This is a genomic window from Vescimonas fastidiosa, from assembly GCF_018326305.1.
Taxonomy (GTDB): Bacteria; Bacillota; Clostridia; order Oscillospirales; family Oscillospiraceae; genus Vescimonas; species Vescimonas fastidiosa.
Genome location: NZ_AP023416.1, coordinates 1 through 18,397 on the forward strand (window position 1 = coordinate 1; position 18,397 = coordinate 18,397).

The 18,397-nt window shown below is 42.0% G+C and carries 10 protein-coding genes and 11 pseudogenes; all 21 read left to right on the forward strand.

Annotation, left to right across the window (positions count from 1 at the left end; genetic code table 11):
* Window positions 1-283: 283 nt before the first annotated feature.
* Window positions 284-3,331: pseudogene (locus tag KI236_RS07155) on the forward strand (SrtB-anchored collagen-binding adhesin).
* A 12-nt stretch (window positions 3,332-3,343) separates the two neighbouring features.
* Window positions 3,344-3,624, forward strand: a pseudogene (locus tag KI236_RS12300) (hypothetical protein).
* Window positions 3,572-3,898, forward strand: coding sequence for a YdcP family protein (locus KI236_RS07160; protein WP_005339720.1), 327 nt, complete (start codon window positions 3,572-3,574; stop codon window positions 3,896-3,898). Before KI236_RS12300 ends, KI236_RS07160 begins: the two are co-directional and overlap by 53 nt.
* Window positions 3,899-3,913: 15 nt before the next feature.
* Window positions 3,914-4,346: pseudogene (locus tag KI236_RS07165) on the forward strand (YdcP family protein).
* A gap of 53 nt (window positions 4,347-4,399) precedes the next feature.
* Complete coding sequence (locus KI236_RS07170) at window positions 4,400-5,158, forward strand: helix-turn-helix domain-containing protein (protein ID WP_048923953.1); 759 nt, start codon at window positions 4,400-4,402, stop codon at window positions 5,156-5,158.
* A gap of 64 nt (window positions 5,159-5,222) precedes the next feature.
* The gene (locus KI236_RS07175; protein ID WP_048923954.1) at window positions 5,223-6,617 is read left to right on the forward strand and encodes an FtsK/SpoIIIE domain-containing protein; all 1,395 of its coding nucleotides are present in this window, start codon (window positions 5,223-5,225) and stop codon (window positions 6,615-6,617) included.
* A 183-nt stretch (window positions 6,618-6,800) separates the two neighbouring features.
* Window positions 6,801-7,997: a MobT family relaxase gene (gene mobT / locus KI236_RS07180; RefSeq protein ID WP_003062030.1), complete on the forward strand. Its 1,197-nt coding sequence runs from the start codon at window positions 6,801-6,803 to the stop codon at window positions 7,995-7,997.
* 13 nt (window positions 7,998-8,010) lie between these two features.
* Window positions 8,011-8,145, forward strand: coding sequence for a DUF3789 domain-containing protein (locus KI236_RS07185; RefSeq protein WP_003061156.1), 135 nt, complete (start codon window positions 8,011-8,013; stop codon window positions 8,143-8,145).
* 1 nt (window position 8,146) lies between these two features.
* Window positions 8,147-8,368 carry a hypothetical protein gene (locus tag KI236_RS07190; protein ID WP_003060793.1) on the forward strand — a complete coding sequence of 74 codons (222 nt, stop codon included), beginning with the start codon at window positions 8,147-8,149 and terminating at the stop codon, window positions 8,366-8,368.
* 67 nt (window positions 8,369-8,435) lie between these two features.
* A pseudogene (locus KI236_RS07195) lies at window positions 8,436-8,857 on the forward strand (nuclear transport factor 2 family protein).
* A 90-nt stretch (window positions 8,858-8,947) separates the two neighbouring features.
* Window positions 8,948-9,247, forward strand: a pseudogene (locus KI236_RS07200) (hypothetical protein).
* The gene (locus KI236_RS07205; RefSeq protein ID WP_212820709.1) at window positions 9,166-9,669 is read left to right on the forward strand and encodes an antirestriction protein ArdA; all 504 of its coding nucleotides are present in this window, start codon (window positions 9,166-9,168) and stop codon (window positions 9,667-9,669) included. Before KI236_RS07200 ends, KI236_RS07205 begins: the two are co-directional and overlap by 82 nt.
* A 17-nt stretch (window positions 9,670-9,686) precedes the next feature.
* Window positions 9,687-10,192 (forward strand): annotated as a pseudogene (locus KI236_RS07210) (antirestriction protein ArdA).
* Between the two features lie 118 nt (window positions 10,193-10,310).
* Window positions 10,311-10,709, forward strand: a complete 399-nt coding sequence (locus tag KI236_RS07215; RefSeq protein ID WP_010723729.1) for a conjugal transfer protein — start codon at window positions 10,311-10,313, stop codon at window positions 10,707-10,709.
* A pseudogene (tcpF, locus tag KI236_RS07220) lies at window positions 10,687-13,138 on the forward strand (conjugal transfer ATPase TcpF). The gene KI236_RS07215 and the pseudogene tcpF overlap by 23 nt, the downstream one beginning before the upstream one ends.
* A pseudogene (locus tag KI236_RS07225) lies at window positions 13,138-15,349 on the forward strand (CD3337/EF1877 family mobilome membrane protein). The pseudogenes tcpF and KI236_RS07225 overlap by 1 nt, the downstream one beginning before the upstream one ends.
* Window positions 15,346-16,352: pseudogene (locus tag KI236_RS07230) on the forward strand (C40 family peptidase). Before KI236_RS07225 ends, KI236_RS07230 begins: the two co-directional pseudogenes overlap by 4 nt.
* 16 nt (window positions 16,353-16,368) lie before the next feature.
* Entirely contained in the window at window positions 16,369-17,280 is a 912-nt protein-coding gene (locus KI236_RS07235) for a conjugal transfer protein (RefSeq protein ID WP_003062215.1), read from the forward strand.
* 144 nt (window positions 17,281-17,424) lie between these two features.
* A complete protein-coding gene (locus KI236_RS07240) occupies window positions 17,425-17,739 on the forward strand; it encodes a DUF6442 family protein (protein WP_003061887.1) in 315 nt (104 codons plus the stop codon).
* 1 nt (window position 17,740) lies between these two features.
* Window positions 17,741-17,919 (forward strand): annotated as a pseudogene (locus tag KI236_RS07245) (helix-turn-helix transcriptional regulator).
* A 15-nt stretch (window positions 17,920-17,934) separates the two neighbouring features.
* Window positions 17,935-18,285: pseudogene (locus KI236_RS07250) on the forward strand (LysR family transcriptional regulator substrate-binding protein); the annotation flags it as partial.
* Between the last annotated feature and the right edge of the window lie 112 nt (window positions 18,286-18,397).

An 18,397-nucleotide genomic window follows, 5' to 3' on the forward strand; every position in this document is an offset into this window, starting at 1 on the left:
AAAACACAATAAAAATCTGATTATCCGCTAAAACACAGTATCTATCAGCATTTTCAAGGAAACAAACACATCAATTTACTACTTATTTACTACTAACGAATGAGCCTTGATACGCAAGTTTTCCTAGATATGCAAAGATATGGTACAGCACATCAGTATTGAAACAAGAAAAAATTGAATAACTTATAGACTATGGAACGCCTAAAATGACGTTCCTTTTCTATTTCCAGCCGTTCTTATTGGACGGCTATTTTATTACCAAAAATGAAAGGAGCATTAAACTATGAAAAAGACATGGAAACGATTGTGTACGGGCTTCTTAGCTCTTGCAACTGTCGTTACTTCTTTACCGACTACACCCGTTCATGCAGAAAGCAAGCAATACTGGACGGAAAGTGCAGAGCGTGTCGGTATCATTGAAAAAGTAATGAATGACGGTTCTATCGGTTCGACATTCAATGAGGGCTATATGAAAGTTGAGGGCGAAACTGCCTATTGTATCGACATCAATACAGATTTCAAAAATGGTTACAAGACCAGAGCTGACGCAAGCTCACGCATGAGTACCGACCAGATTTCAGATGTGGCGTTATCCTTAGAGTATGTCAAACAGTATGGCGAAGCTCACAAGGAACTGAACTACAAGCAACTCTATCTGTTGGAACAATGTGTTGTCTGGCAGAGATTGAGCGTACATCTTGGCTGGCAATGTGATAACGTGCGAGCTTCTTATGATGAAATTCAAAAGGCTACGCAGGACGAAGTTTTCTCTGGTGCAAAAGCCTTTGTCAAAGAAAATAAAGGACGCTATGAATGTGGCGGTTATATCTACTCTGGCGAGGGGCAGGAATTAGGACAATTCTGGGCGAAACTGAATGTCGGAAATGCAAAACTACAAAAGACTTCCAGTAATACCAGCATTACCGACGGTAATGGGAATTACTATATTGCAGGTGCAACATACGGTGTCTTTTCTGATAAAGACTGCACAAAACAGCTTGCCACCCTTACGACTGATGAAAACGGAAACACAGATATTGCAGAGGTAAAAGCAGGCACAGTCTATATCAAGGAATTATACGCACCAGCAGGATATAAAGTGGATAAAACTGTATATTCCTTAAAGGTTGAAGTTGGAAAGACAGCAATTTTGAAAGTATCAGATACGCCAAAAGTAACGGACACTTTGATTGAGCTTTTCAAGATTGATATGGAAACACAGAAAGACAATCCGCAAGGGAACGCTTCTTTAGCAGGTGCGGAATTTACATGGAAGTATTATGCTGGCTTCTACAATAAAGACAATCTCCCTGCCGAAGCTACTCGTACATGGGTTACAAAGACAATCGCTGAAACAGACAGCGACGGGACAACTCATTACATCACAAAATTAGCGGACACATACAAAGTATCTGGCGACAGCTTCTATATGCAGGACGGCAAGGCGGTTCTTCCACTTGGAACACTAACCGTAGAAGAAACAAAAGCTCCAAACGGCTACTTGTTAGAGGGTGCATATATGCGATGCTGGCGATAAGTCCGAACAGATAAAAGGCTTATATGTAACACAGATTACCGAGGACGGCGACCTTGCCGTATTATCTGGAAGTAACCAGTTTTCCGTATCAGACAAGGTTATCCGTGGCGGTGTCAAAATTCAGAAACGAGATTTAGAAACGGGCGATACAAAGCCACAAGGAAGTGCCACTTTGAAAGATACTGCCTTTGACATCATTTCCTTAAATGATAATGCAGTATTGGTTGAGGGCAAGTTATACAAGAAAAATGAAGTGGTAAAGACAATTCGTACAGATATTGAGGGTGTCGCTTCTACTTCTTCTGACCTCTTACCTTATGGAAAATTCCGTATCGTTGAGAGTGAAGCTCCCAACGGTTACTTAACTGACGGTGCAAAGCCGATTGATTTTACAATCACAGAAAATGGAAAAATCGTGGACTTAACCGAAAAAGCCCATTCTATCTATAATCAGATTAAGCGTGGAGATATTGAGGGTGTAAAAATCGGTGCAGGCACACACAAGCGTCTTGCTGATGTTCCTTTTAGGATCACAAGCAAGACAACGGGCGAAAATCACGTCGTGGTAACTGATGATAACGGGCAATTCTCCACTTCTGCTGACTGGGCTTCTCATAAGCACAATACAAACGCAGGCAAGACCAGTGAGGACGGTGTGTGGTTTGGGACTTCTGAACCAGACGACAGCAAGGGGTGCATTACCTTATGATACCTATATCATTGAAGAAATGCGTTGCGATAGTAACAAAGGCTTTGAACTTATCCCACCTTTTGAAATCGTGGTATCAAGAAATAACCTTGTGATTGATTTAGGGAACGCTGACTGATGAATACGAAAAAGAAATCTCTATTCATACCACAGCGACCAGCAAAGACGGCGAAAAGACTATCCTTGCAGGAAAAGAGGTTACAATCGTTGATACTGTCAAATTAGACGGACTTACAAAAGGCACAAAGTATCAGCTCAAAGGCTGGCAGATGTTAAAGGAAGAAAACGCCGAGCTTATCATTGACGGGAAACGTGTAGAAAACGATTATACCTTTGTCGCTGATGATGAAGAAATGAAAGTGGAAATTTCCTATACATTCAATGCGTCTGCTTTAGGTGGCAAAAACCTTGTTACCTTTGAAGAATTATATGATTTCAGCAATTCAGACGAACCCGTAAAAGTTGCAGAACACAAGGACATTGAGGACGACGGGCAAACGGTACTTATCACAGAGCGTATCATCAAGATACATACTACCGTTACCGATAAGGACGGCAATAAAGAGCTTAAAGCAGGAAAAGACGTTACAATCATTGATACCGTAACCTTAGAGGGCTTAGAAGTCGGTACACAGTACAAACTTGTGGGCTGGCAGATGTTGAAAGAAGAAAATGCAGAACTTCTTATCAATGGAAAACGTGTGGAAAGTGATTACACTTTTATTGCTGACAGCGAAGCTATGAAAGTGGAAGTTGCTTTTACGTTTGACGCTACTTCTCTTGACGGCAAACAGCTTGTAACTTTTGAGGAATTATACGATTTAAGCAATCCAGACGAGCCGAAGAAAGTTACCGAGCATAAGGATATTGAGGATAAGGGACAGACGATTACCTTTAAGGAAAAGCCAGAAGAACCAGAGAAACCCGAAACACCACCGACACCGGAAAAGCCTAACAGACCTAGCGACAGTCCCAAAACGGGCGACAGTACAAATGTAATGGCATTTATCGTGATGTTGCTTGCGTCTGCTGGTGGACTGGCTGGAACATATCTTTACAAACGCCGTAAAATGAAGAAATCATAAGGCGGTAACGGTATGAGGAAAGAAAAATCACGCTCTCCGCCGAAGCTGTCAAACGGCAGATTTTTTGCTTATTCTGGCTTGTCTGCCAACAACCTGCAAGAACACGGATAGTCAAGGGTGCGTAAGCATTGATTTTACCCTTTACTATCTGGGGGGATTGCTGGTACTTCCCAAACCGCCAGAATAAGAAATCACAATTAAAAAACTTATCAAATATAGAAAGAAACGAGGTAAAACAATATGGAAATGAAATATGTCGTGCCAGATATGGCACAGTCTTTTGGAACTCTTGAATTTGCAGGCGAAAGCGAGCCAGTCTTTGAAAGAGATAAAAATAATCGCAGGGTCTTAGCCAGACGAAGCTATAACCTTTATTCCGACGTACAGAAAGGCGAAAATGTTGTGGTAGAAATTCCCGTGCAGGCTGGCGAAAAGAAGTTCAAGTATGAGCAGAAAGTAAAACTTGTCAATCCGAAGTTATACGGCAGAGGTTACGCAATCGGGGATATGGGACATACCGATTATGTATTAGTTGCTGATGATATTGTAGCAGTTGAAGAAAAGTAAAGGAGTGAAGAATTTATGAGATTATCAAACGGGTTTGTTATTGACAAAGAGAAAACATTTGGAGAATTAAAATTTACAGCGGTACGTGATGTGTTCTTGCAGAATGAGGACGGGACACCGAGTACCCAGCTTAAAAAGCGTATCTATGATTTGAAGTGCAGTCTGCACGGTGGAATTATCCCCGTGTCTGTACCGCCAGAAGTACCGTTAAGGGAATTTCCTTACAATGCAGTTGTGGAGCTTGTCAATCCAGTAGCCGATACGGTATCAAGAAAAACCTATACGGGTGCAGATGTGGACTGGTATGTAAAGGCAGAGGATATTGTATTGAAGAATAAAGGCAACCAGAACGCAGGTAGCCCACAGAACCCATACACCGCAGGGACAGCCGAAAAAAATAAAAAATTCTCCTCATAAGTTAGAAAAAATAGAGGTACTCTCCCGTTAGTAGATTGCCTACCTTATCGTAAATGGTTAAAATAACGATAGGAGGTGGCACAAATGTATCAAATCAACAATGAAAAATTTGGACAATTTTTAGCCGAAGTGCGAAAAGAAAAACAAATGACACAAAAGGACTTAGCAGATAAGTTGTTTGTGTCGGATAAAACAGTTAGTAAATGGGAACGTGGAAACAGTATGCCAAATGTTACATTACTTATCCCTATTGCTGATATACTTGGTATTACAGTAACAGAACTTTTACAAGGAGAAAAATTAAAAGAGAACAAGACATTAAATAGTGATGTGGTAGAAACTCTTGTTGTAAACTCGTTAGACTTGTCGTTGCGTGATACAATTCATCAACGAAAAAAGAACTGGATATTTGCATTTCTTATCTCAATCGGTGTGGTAGTTATAGAGGCAATATTATTAACTGTTTCTGGAATTTCCATAGAACAAATGGGAGATAGTTTGTATATATCTTTGTTAATGCTTTTGTTTGCAAGTTGGCTTTGCATTTTTGCGAAAGAATTATTACCGACATATTATGATACAAATAAAGTTAATTTTGTATCACAAGGAATTTTCAGAATACACATGGCAGGGCTATCTTTTAATAATGCAAACTGGGGATATGTATTAACAGTATTTAGAGTATTTACATTAGGAACTGCTATTCTATATCCTATTATTTGCTATATCAGTTTTTTAGTTGGTGGCATTTCATTATGGAATACTGTAAAACATCCAGCTATAATTATTTTGCTGATAGGAATGTTAGTAACAACCTATATTGTTGGGAAAAAACACGAATAATGATATAAGCAGTTAGTCTTAGGATTGACTGCTTTTTTCTTACCCAGAAAGGAGTGATTGATTTATGCGTAAGATTTGGAACAAAGGACACCGTATCAGAGCCAGCGACAAGCACCTTGTCTACCATTTTTCCATAGGAACGCTTCTGTTTATATTCGTGGCGGTTCTTCTGCTACTGAATATAAAACAGCTCATGCGTACCGATTGGGAGCATTTCAGCTTGTTAGAAAACGGCTTGACGCTCTCCCCTTACAACTTCATAACCATACTGATAGCGACTGGTGTTTGTGCATTGGTCGTTTTTCTGTATTACCGATTCTGTTACGACAGTTTCAAGAAGCTCCTGCACCGTCAAAAGCTGGCAAGAATGATACTGGAAAATAAGTGGTATGAAGCCGATACCATACAAGACAGCGTTTTTTTTACTGACCTGCAAAGCAGATCAAGGGAAAAAATCGTCTGGTTTCCAAAGATTTATTATCAAATGGAAAAGGGACTGCTTCATATCCGATGTGAAATCACATTAGGAAAATATCAAGACCAGCTTTTACGGTTAGAGGATAAATTGGAAAGTGGCTTGTATTGTGAGCTGACCGACAAGACCCTGCATGACGGCTATATCGAATATACCCTGCTTTATGATATGATAGCGAACCGCATTACCATTGATGAAGTACGGGCAGAAAACGGCTGTCTTAGACTGATGAAAAATCTTGTCTGGGAATATGACGCACTCCCTCATGCTCTGATTGCTGGTGGGACTGGTGGCGGTAAAACCTATTTTCTGCTGACGCTCATTGAAGCCTTACTGCATACCAACGCTGTCCTTTATATCTTAGACCCGAAGAACGCTGACCTTGCAGACTTAGGGACAGTTATGGGAAATGTGTATCACACCAAAGAAGAAATGATAGATTGCGTCAATGCCTTTTATGAGGGCATGGTACAGCGAAGTGAGGAAATGAAGCGACACCCGAACTATAAGACGGGCGAAAACTACGCCTATCTGGGACTGCCACCCTGCTTTCTTATCTTTGATGAATATGTGGCGTTTTTTGAAATGCTGGGGACAAAAGAAAGCGTGAGCCTACTTAGCCAGTTAAAGAAAATCGTTATGTTAGGGCGACAAGCAGGTTATTTCCTTATCGTTGCCTGCCAGCGTCCAGACGCAAAGTATTTCTCGGACGGTATCAGAGATAACTTCAATTTCCGTGTGGGACTTGGGCGTATCAGCGAATTAGGTTACGGTATGCTGTTTGGTTCAGATGTGAAAAAGCAGTTTTTCCAGAAGCGTATCAAGGGGCGTGGCTATTGTGATGTGGGAACAAGTGTTATCAGTGAGTTTTACACGCCTTTAGTCCCGAAAGGACATGATTTTTTGCAGACTATCGGCTCTCTTGCACAAGCAAGGCAGGACGGGACGGCGACGTGCGAAGCGAAAGGCGACGGCACGGACTAGCCGTTGCTGGTGTGGCGTCAGCCACGCCAGCAGGTAAAACCCCTCGGTATCTAACAGAGGGGTACGTTTGCAAATAGACAATAGACAAAAAACATAGGAAACATAAGGCTTCTGGCATGGTTTTCTAGCAAAAATCGGCTGTGAAGTCGCCTTAAAAAACTTCACACTTTACAGATTGGGGGTATGGTTCTGAATGAAGAACAACGGATAAAAGAATTACGGGAGAAACGGATTGCTTACGGTATCTCACAAGGCAGGCTGGCGGTGGCTTCTGGTATCACAAGGGAATATTTCAACAAGATAGAAAGTGGAAAAATGAAGCCGTCAAAGGAACTTCTGGAAACTCTGCATAAGGAACTGGCAAGGTTCAATCCAGAAGTACCGCTTACCATGCTGTTTGATTATGTGAAAATTCGTTTTCCCACGCTGGATATACAGCACATCATCAAAGATATATTAAAACTGAATATCAATTATATGCTCCATGAAGATTACGGACATTACAGTTATACGGAGCATTATTCTTTAGGGGACATCTTTATCTATACGTCGGCTGACGAAGAAAAAGGTGTCCTTTTAGAGTTAAAGGGGCGTGGTTGCCGACAGTTTGAAAGTTACCTGCTGGCACAACAAAGAAGTTGGTATGACTTTCTCATGGACGCACTCATAGACGGTGGCGTGATGAAGCGTATCGACCTTGCTATCAACGACCATACGGGTATTTTGGATATTCCAGAGCTTGCGGAAAAATGCAGGAAACGGGAATATATCGGAAAGTCCAGAAGTTATAAGTTTTATCAGTCGGGCGAGCTTATCAAGCATAGAGAGGACGACAGAGAATATATGGGACGCACCCTTTATCTTGGTTCGCTAAAATCAGATGTGTATTTCTGTATCTATGAAAAGGACTATGAGCAGTACGTCAAGTTAGGGACACCGCTGGAAGAAGCCGACATTATCAACCGTTTTGAGATACGGCTTAGAAATGAACGTGCCTATTATGCAGTACGAGATTTGCTGACCTATTATGACGCAGAGCAGACTGCCTTTTCTATCATCAACCAGTATGTGCGGTTTGTTGATGAAGAAGCAGACAAGCGAAAAAATGACTGGAAACTCAATGACCGCTGGGCGTGGTTTATCGGCGATAACAGACAGAGCTTGAAGCTGACGACAAAGCCAGAGCCTTACACCTTAGACCGTACATTGCGGTGGGTACAACGGCAGGTAGCACCGACCTTGAAAATGCTGAAAAGGATTGATAAGGGAAACGGAACAGACTACATGAAAACTATCGAACAGCAGGCAAAGCTCACAGAAAAGCATGAAATGATAATCAAACAGCAGACGACCCCTGCAAAAGATTTAGTAGAAAGTTAGGAGTGATGAAAAAATGTGGGAATTATTGAAAGACTTCCTGCTGGTATCTGTTGGAACGGGTATCGGCGTAGCCTTGATGTGTATTTTAAGTGTTGGCAAAGGAGCTGACTATGAAATGAAGAAATTAAAAGAAAGCGAGGACAAATAACATGAATTTCGGGCAAAATTTGTATCAATGGTTTTTAAGCAACGCACAGAGCTTAGTGCTTATGTCGATTGTGGTTATCGGTATCTACTTAGGGTTCAAGCGTGAGTTTTCAAAACTTATCGGTTTCTTGGTAGTTGCCTTGATTGCTGTCGGCTTGGTATTCAATGCTGGCGGTGTGAAAGATGTACTGTTAGAGCTGTTCAATAAGATTATCGGTGCATAAAATTTTATTGTGGGGCTGATGTATGGGTGCTATAATGTGAAAAAAGAAGTAATCGAGGTGTTCTATTTTGAATGAGAGAGAAAAAATTATTCGTTTATGGTTTGATATGTGGTTGAAACAGCAAGACTTAGGAATAGATAAAATTTTTACAGAAGATGTTGTTTATACGGAAAGCTGGTGTCCTAAATATGAAAATCTTAAAACAGTAAAACATTGGTTTAATGAATGGAATACTCGTGGTAAAGTCATTATTTGGGATATTAAACAGTTCTTTCATAAAGAAAATCAAACTGTCGTAGAATGGTATTTTTAAAAAATGAAATGAATACGGGAAGCGTTGAAGAATTTGACGGTATTTCCTTAATTGAATGGACAGAAGATAACAAAATCAAATCATTAAAAGAATATGGTTGCAATCTGAATAACTATAATCCATATCAACACAGCGATAACCCTCAATTTAGAGATGAAAAAACAAACTGGTTTTAAAACTTAATCAAATTATATCCATATACATAAAGCAGTTAGTCTTAGGATTGACTGCTTTTTTCTTACCTAAAATCAGATTGGAGTGATGAAATGAGCGATATTTTTTAAGGATATGCGAAGCAAACGTCGGCTGTGATTATATTTCTAACCTGCCCTCTTACAAGCGTAAAGTGTGGCATGAAATGAAGCGATTACCGCTTACGAATTATGATATAAAACAGTTAGAAGATTTTTTCAAAGTATGTGTTTGGTATGTCGTACCAGAGCTTAAAAGATGTGATGAAGCAACAGAAAGGACGTGAGGAACAATGCAGGAAACAAGGGTGCTGGTGGAAACGAGAGGAACAACTGGCGAAGAAACAATATCATACTGGTTCGACCTGCCGATAGATGTTGCCGAGTTTGAAGAAAAGTTAGGTATCGGTGCAGAAAGTGGGGATTATCGTATTATCGAAAAGGTGTTGCCTTATGCTGATGAAGTTCACGAACATACAAGCGTGTACCAGCTCAACGAATTAGATTTTATGTACCGCCAGCTTTCAAGCGATATGCAGGAAGAATATGTATCACTGCTTACGGTGTTTGAGAATTTAGAAGCACTTTATATTTGCAGGAACGTGATTACCGTTTATCCCGACTGCAAAAGCATGATAGATGTTGCAAGGCAAAAGCTGATGAATGACCCGACGTTCAAACATTTATCCGAGGACTGTCAAGAATACTACTTTGACTTTGAAGCCTATGCTTTTCACTTGCAGGAACACGGGAAATTTTTAGTAACAGAACACGGTATTTTTGAACTGCCAGAGTAGGAAATGAGGTGGTGCTTATGATTGATGATATGGCGGTTTACATTGCTAATCTTGGCAAATACAATGAGGGCTATTTAGTTGGTGCTTGGTTCACGTTCCCCATTGACGAGGAAGATGTAAAAGAAAAAATCGGCTTAAATGAACAGTATGAAGAGTACGCTATCCATGATACCGACAACTTTCCCATTGCGATTGGCGAGTATGTTTCCATTGAAGAACTCAACGAGATGTATGAAATGATAGAGGAACTTCCCGACTATATCGTAGAATGTCTGGACGAATTTATCAGCCACTTTGGGACGCTGGAAGAAGTCGTGGAACACAAGGACGATATTTATTATTATCCCGACTGTGAAACCATGACAGACGTTGCCTACTACTACATAGACGAATTGCGTAGGCACTTGGCGACATTCCACCCAGCTTACAGAACTACATTGACTATGAAGCCTACGGGCGAGATTTGGATATGGGCGGTTGCTTTATTGAAACAAGCCGAGGTATGTGCGAGATACCATATTAACGCTGGAAGATCAGCGACAAGCATTGTTGCTACTGACAGCGTATTTCTCTTTTAAGGGACAGTCTGAAACATGGCTGTCCTTTTCTATTTAGAAACTTACGAAAGGAGCTGAAAGAACTTGAAAAAGATTAAAAGCTACACGGGTATCTGGAACGTGGAAAAAGTCTTGTATGCAATCAATGACTTTAACTTACCCTTTCCCGTTACTTTTACACAGATTACATGGTTTGTGATTACGGAATTTCTCATCATTCTGTTTGGGGATATTCCCCCACTTTCCATGATTGAGGGAGCATTTCTCAAATATTTTGGTATTCCCGTTGCTCTCACTTGGTTTATGTCGCAGAAAACTTTTGACGGAAAGAAGCCGTACAGCTTTTTGAAATCACAGATAACCTATGCCCTGCGACCTAAAATCACTTATGCAGGAAAAGCCGTAAAACTGCATAAGCAGACCTTGAATGAAACAATCACGGCAGTAAGGAGTGTGAACTATGTTCCCGATAAAATATATTGACAATAACCTTGTCTGGAACAAGGACAATGAGGTGTTCGCTTACTATGAGCTGATACCGTACAACTATTCTTTCTTATCCGCAGAGCAGAAATTTATCGTGCATGACAGTTTTCGCCAGCTCATTGCACAGTCCCGTGAGGGTAAAATTCATGCCTTGCAGATTGCCACAGAAAGCTCAATCCGCAGTATGCAGGAGCAGTCAAAGAAACTGGTAACTGGAAAATTAAAGGAAGTTGCCTATCAGAAGATAGACGAACAGACCGAAGCGTTAGTATCTATGATTGGGGACAATCAAGTGGACTACCGCTTTTTTCTTGGCTTTAAGCTCATGGTTACGGAAGAACAGCTCAATCTGAAGAACATCAAAAAATCGGTGTGGCTGACGTTCACAGAATTTCTCCATGAAGTGAACCACACGCTGATGAATGATTTTGTTTCCATGCCGAATGATGAAATCAACCGTTACATAAAAATGGAAAAAGTTACTGGAAAATAAAATCTCCCGTCGCTTTAAGGTGCGTCGCTTGGAAATCCATGATTTTGGGTATCTCATGGAACATCTTTACGGCAGGGACGGTATCGCCTATGAAGATTATGAGTACCAGCTACCAAAGAAGAAATTGCAGAAAGAAACGCTGATAAAATACTACGACCTTATCCGCCCGACAAGGTGTGTGATTGAGGAAAGCCAGCGGTATTTACGATTGGAACATGAGGACAAGGAAAGCTATGTGTCCTACTTTACTGTCAATGCGATTGTCGGGGAGCTTGATTTTCCGTCGTCTGAAATCTTCTATTTCCAGCAACAGCAATTCACATTCCCCGTTGATACTTCTATGAATGTAGAAATCGTGGAAAACCGAAAAGCATTAACAACCGTCCGCAATAAGAAAAAGGAATTGAAAGACCTTGATAATCACGCCTATCAAGCTGGAAGTGAAACCAGCTCAAATGTGGTGGACGCATTAGACAGCGTGGACGAGCTGGAAACGGACTTAGACCAGACAAAAGAAAGTATGTATAAGCTCTCTTATGTAGTGCGTGTATCGGCTGATGATTTGGACGAATTAAAACGCCGTTGTGATGAAGTCAAGGACTTTTACGACGACCTCAATGTAAAGCTGGTGCGTCCTGCTGGGGATATGCTGGGGCTTCATTCTGAATTTCTTCCAGCCAGCAAGCGATATATCAACGACTATGTGCAGTATGTAAAATCAGACTTCTTGGCTGGTCTTGGTTTTGGTGCAACACAGCAGTTAGGGGAAACTACGGGTATCTATATGGGATATTCCGTTGATACGGGAAGAAATGTGTACCTGCAACCGTCGTTAGCTTCGCAAGGCGTAAAAGGCACAGTTACAAATGCCCTTGCTTCTGCTTTTGTCGGTTCGCTTGGCGGTGGTAAATCGTTCTGCAACAATCTTCTGGTGTATTATTCGGTTCTCTTTGGGGGACAAGCGGTTATCTTAGACCCAAAATCAGAGCGTGGCAACTGGAAAGAAACGCTCCCAGAAATCGCCCATGAAATCAATATCGTAAACCTTACCAGCGACAAGGACAATGCAGGACTTCTTGACCCATTTGTGATTATGAAAGACAAAGAGGACGGAGCGACGCTGGCAAAAGAAATTTTAACATTCTTAACGGGTATCTCTACCCGTGACGGAGATAAATTTCCTGTGCTTATTAGTGCAATCAGCAATGTATCTGAAAGCGAACACCGAGGGCTGTTAAATGTTATCACAGAATTACGGAAAGAAAATACGCCGATTGCGAACCATATTGCAAATCATATTGCCAGTTTTACGAACTATGATTTTGCACATTTATTGTTTTCAGACGGGACAGTAAAAAATACAATCAGCCTAGATAATCAGCTCAATATCATTCAAGTAGCGGACTTAGTATTGCCAGATAAAGACACCACTTTTAATGAATACACAACCATTGAATTATTATCGGTGTCTATGCTGATTGTGATTAGTACCTTTGCACTCGACTTCATTCACAGCGACAGAAGCATTTTTAAGATTGTAGACCTTGATGAAGCGTGGGCGTTCTTAAATGTGACACAAGGAGAAACGCTCTCTAACAAGCTGGTTCGTGCTGGACGAGCTATGCAGGCAGGCGTTTATTTTGTTACCCAGTCTGCCTATGATGTTTCAAAGGAAAGTCTGAAAAACAATATCGGCTTGAAATTTGCCTTTAGAAGCACGGATATAAACGAGATAAAGCAGACCTTAGAGTTTTTCGGTATCGACAAGGACGATGAGAACAACCAGAAACGCTTGCGTGATTTGGAGAACGGACAATGCTTATTGCAGGACTTATACGGGCGTGTCGGTGTGGTACAGATACACCCCGTCTTTGAAGAACTGCTACACGCCTTTGATACCAGACCGCCCGTACAGAGAAATGAGGTGGAGTGATGAAAGAAAGGATAAAAGGTGCGTTCACAAAAAAGAAGATTTTCCACTTTCTCAAAATGGCTCTGTTCGTGGTGGCACTCTCCCTTATCCTGCTTTCACTTCTGGGGACGGTGGCTCATGCAACGGGGCTTGTGGACGATACCATAAACGCAGAAAATCTTTACTCAAAATATCCCCTTTCCAACTACCAGCTTGATTTTTATGTGGATAATAGCTGGTCGTGGTTGCCGTGGAACTGGCTGGACGGGATTGGAAAATCGGTGCAGTACGGGCTTTACTGCATTACCAACTTTGTCTGGACGATAAGCCTTTATTTAAGCAATGCTACGGGCTATGTGGTGCAGGAAGCCTATAAGCTGGACTTCATTAACGATATGGCAGACAGTATCGGGCAGAGCATACAGACCCTTGCAGGCGTAACACAGAACGGCTTTTCTTCTACGGGCTTTTATGTTGGTTTCCTGCTTCTCATTATCTTAGTGGTGGGACTTTATGTTGCCTATACGGGACTTATCAAACGGGAAACCAGCAAGGCACTTCACGCCGTTATCAACTTTGTAGTGGTGTTCGTACTGTCCGCTTCGTTTATCGCCTATGCTCCCGATTACATCAAGAAGATAAATGAATTTTCATCAGACATCAGTACCGCTTCATGGATTTGGGAACAAAAAATCATGCTCCCCTAACTCCGACAGCGAGGGCAAGGACAGCGTGGACTTGATACGGGACAGCTTATTTTCTATTCAAGTGGAACAGCCGTGGCTACTTCTGCAATTCGGGAACAGCAACGCAGAGGAAATCGGGACAGACCGTGTGGTCGCTCTTGTATCGGCAAGTCCAGAGGACGAGGACGGGAAAACCAGAGAGGAAGTCGTGAAAACAGAAATCGAGGACAACGACAATAACAATCTGACAATACCGCAGGTTGTAAACCGTTTAGGCATGGTGTTCTTCCTACTGTTCTTCAATTTAGGGATAACAATATTTGTATTCTTACTTACGGGCATGATGTTGTTCAGCCAGATACTTTTTATTATCTTTGCAATGTTTTTACCTATCAGTTTTCTACTTTCCATGATACCGAGCTATGAAAGCATGGCAAAGCAGGCAATCGTGAGAGTATTTAATACCATAATGACACGGGCAGGAATAACGCTCATTGTAACGGTGGCATTTAGTATTTCCAGTATGTTTTACAACATTTCCACAGACTACCCATTCTTTATGGTGGCGTTCTTGCAGATAGTATGTTTCGCTGGTATCTACATGAAGCTGGGCGACTTAATGAGTATGTTCTCACTTAATGCTGGCGACAGTCAAAGCATGGGACGACGCATATTCCGCAGACCGTATCTGTTTATGCGACATCGGGCTAGGCGTATGGAACACCGTATTGCAAGGGCGGTAAGTGCTGGCGGTATTTCGGGCGGTGTAGCTGGTGCGGTGGCTGGAAGTGCCGTTGCTGGCAAGAGAGCCGAAAGAAAAAATACGGCTTCTAAAGAAAATCGGGGCAATACCACTTCCAGCATGGGACAGCGTGCAGGTTCAAAAGTCGGTGCTGTTTTAGATACGAAAAATAAAGTGAAAGACAAGGCAAACGCTGTCAAAGAGAATATCAAGGATATGCCGACACAGACCGCTTATGCGGTGTATTCCGCAAAGGAAAAGGCAAAGTCCAGCGTGTCCGACTTCAAGCGTGGCATGGTGCAGGAACAGCAGTCCAGACAGACGGGACGCTTGGAAAAGCAGGAACAGCGTAAGAAAAATATCGCTGACAAACGTATGGAGCTTCAAAAGGCACAAGAAGCAAGGCAGGTACAGCGAAAGGCTGACGGATCAGCGACAACGGGAGCTACCCGTCCCCATGAGCGACCAGTCACAGCTTCAACCATTCCAAAGCCGAGTGTTGAAAAAATGCAGGAAGTCAAACGCCCAGCCACAGCTCCAACTCCGAAAGCAAGTGAGCCAGTCAAGACAAATGTTATCAAAGAGCGTCCGTTATCTTCTGGTGCTTCTGATAAGAAAGCACCCCAGCCTACACAGACAGTACATAGGCAGAATGTAGAAAAAGTGGTATCGCAGGAAACACGCCAGAATGACACCAAAGACCGCAGGATAAAGGTTCAGCAGACCCAGAGCGTCCAGAAGAACCAGCAGACCATAGAGAAAACCCGTAACCTTGTAACGAAGAAAGGACAGAAGAAAAAATGAAACTGAAACATATCGCTATCATTGGCAGTCTGTTTCCTATCCTCTTTTCTCTGGTGCTTTTCTTTGGCGTCCTCATTAGTGCGGACAGCGACGACGAGAACAGCAATTTTTCTTCTGGCATTACGGGTATGAACCTATCCGCAGAAGTCTTGAAACATCAGCCTATGGTAGAAAAATACGCCAGAGAAAACGGTATCTCCGAGTATGTCAATGTGTTACTTGCTATCATTCAAGTAGAAAGTGGCGGTACGGCAGAAGATGTTATGCAGAGTTCGGAAAGTCTTGGTTTACCGCCTAATTCCTTAGATACGGAAAGCTCAATCAAGCAGGGGTGTAAGTATTTTGCGTCCCTGCTTTCTTCCTGCAAAAATCAAGGTATCGACGACTTGAATGTAGCGATACAGTCTTATAACTATGGCGGTGGCTATGTGGGATATGTGGCAGGAAAAGGAAAAAAACACACTTTTAATCTTGCAGAGAGCTTCGCCCGTGAGAAATCGGGTGGAAAGAAAGTAACCTACACCAACCCGATAGCCGTTGCTAAGAATGGGGCTGGCGGTATGGCTATGGAAATATGTTCTATGTGGAAGTAGTCAATCAGTATTTAGCAGTTCCGCAGGTATCGGGAGAACTGGCACAAAAGGTAATGAATGAAGCGTTGAAATATCAAGGCTGGAAGTATGTGTATGGTGGCAGTAACCCGAATACTTCCTTTGATTGTTCGGGATTGACGCAATGGTGCTATGGAAAAGCTGGTATCTCCTTACCGAGAACAGCACAAGCACAGTATGACGCAACCCAACATCTGCCACTCTCGCAGGCAAAAGCAGGCGATTTGGTGTTTTTCCATTCCACCTATAACGCTGGTTCGTATGTAACACACGTCGGTATTCTTGTTTCGCCGACACAGATGTACCACGCAGGCGACCCGATAGGATATGCAGACCTAAGTAGTAGTTACTGGCAACAGCACTTAATCGGTGCAGGACGAGTAAAACAATAGAAAGGACTTGAAAAATATGTTTAAGAAGAATAAGAAACAGACAGAAACTATCAAAGAACCAAAAGAAAAAAAGGTGCGTACTGTCAAGGTAGGCACACATAAGAAAACCGTGATTGCGTTGTGGGTGGTGCTTGTCGCAAGCGTGAGCTTTGGGGTGTATAAGAATTTTACGGCTATCGACCAGCACACCACCCATGAAAAAGAAATCATTGAACTTTGCTTGCAGGACACCAACGGGATAGAAAATTTCGTGAAAAACTTTGCGAAGTCCTATTACACATGGGATAACAGCAAAGAAGCTATCGAAGCAAGGACGCAGGCAATCAGCGGTTATCTGACAAAGGAATTGCAGGACTTAAATGTAGACACCATTAGAACCGATATACCGACCAGCTCCACGGTTACAGATGTGATTGTATGGCATATCGAGCAATCGGGAGCGGACACTTTTTCTGCTACCTACGAAGTAGATCAGCAGATAAAAGAGGGAGAACAGACAAGCAATGTGAAAGCAACCTATACTGTAAAAGTCTATGTGGACGCAGACGGGGATATGGTAATCGTTCAAAACCCTACCCTTGCACCAGCAGTTGAAAAATCAGACTATGAGCCTAAGACACCAGAAGCAGACGCAAGCGTGGACGCTGATACGGTAAATGACGCTACCGCTTTTCTGGAAACATTCTTTAAGCTGTACCCAACAGCGACGGAAAAAGAGCTTGCTTACTATGTATTGGGAAATGTGATTGAACCTATCGGCAGGGACTACCTTTATTCTGAACTGGTAAACCCTATCTTTATAAAGGACGGCGACAATGTGAAAGTCAAGGTTGCGGTAAAATTCATTGATAATCAGACAAAAGCGACGCAGGTATCGCAGTATGAGCTTGTGCTACATAAGGATAGTAACTGGAAGATTGTAGGATAAATGATATAGCGTGCATTTCCTATCAGATTTGCACGCTTTTACAAAACGACAAGAAAACTGTGCAAAAATATTGACTTGTAATGACCGAATGCTATAATATAAATGACAAGTGTACTTGGTATTATTTGAAGGGAGCGTTATATAATGGATAAAGAAAAAATACTATCACAAAACAAAAAAGAGAATCTATATCTTGATGAATACGAAAAACATATTAAACTTCAAGGGAAATCTTTTGGCTTAATGTTTGTTTTATTTATCTGCATTTTAATTCTTTTCATTAAAGCAGTTTGTAAAGAACCTTACTATGACATAATGACAATTATTGGGTCTGTGGCATTTGGCTCTATGGGTTATGAAGCACATATTTCAAAAAATAAATCCAAATTTGTTATTGCTTTATTCTTTTTTCTATTTATGGGGTATTACTTTTATAAATTTTTAATGGTAGGTTTATAGAATGGACGAACATTTAATTTTGCGAAACAGATTAAAAACTGTACGAAAAGAAAAAAATTATCACAAACAGAATTAGCTGAACTAGTCGGGGTTTCTCGGAATACAGTTAGTTCTATTGAAACTGGACAATTTAATCCAACAGCAAAATTGGCATTAGTGCTTTGTATAGCTTTACATTAAAATACGCATCCCTTAGCCGAGCGTAAAAGCGTTACACTGGCGGACATCCAGCAGTACCCGTTTATTTCTTATGAGGAGTGTCACCCGTCCTCGGCCCGATTCACGACGAGCAGACGCCAGTGGAACCCCCAGCAGCAGATCATCTCGGTGTCCGACCGGGCGATGGCGTATTCACTGCTGGCACTGGGCGATGCCTATGTGACCGGCTCCGGCTATCTGACGCAGGAGGACCGCCGCCGCTCCTTGGTCAGTGTGCCCATCACGGATCTGGGGCAAATCGAGATCGGGTATATCTGTAACCCCTCTCGAGTGCTGTCGGAATTGGCCCTGGAATATATTGAGTGGCTGAAGATAATTACCGTGTAACAGGTGCTATTCGCCCTATAGGCAAAGCGTATTTTTCCGCAAGGGTGAGGATAGGCGGCCACCTCGCTTCATGCCCTCACACATAGAGGAAAAATAGGCAAAGAAAAACCCC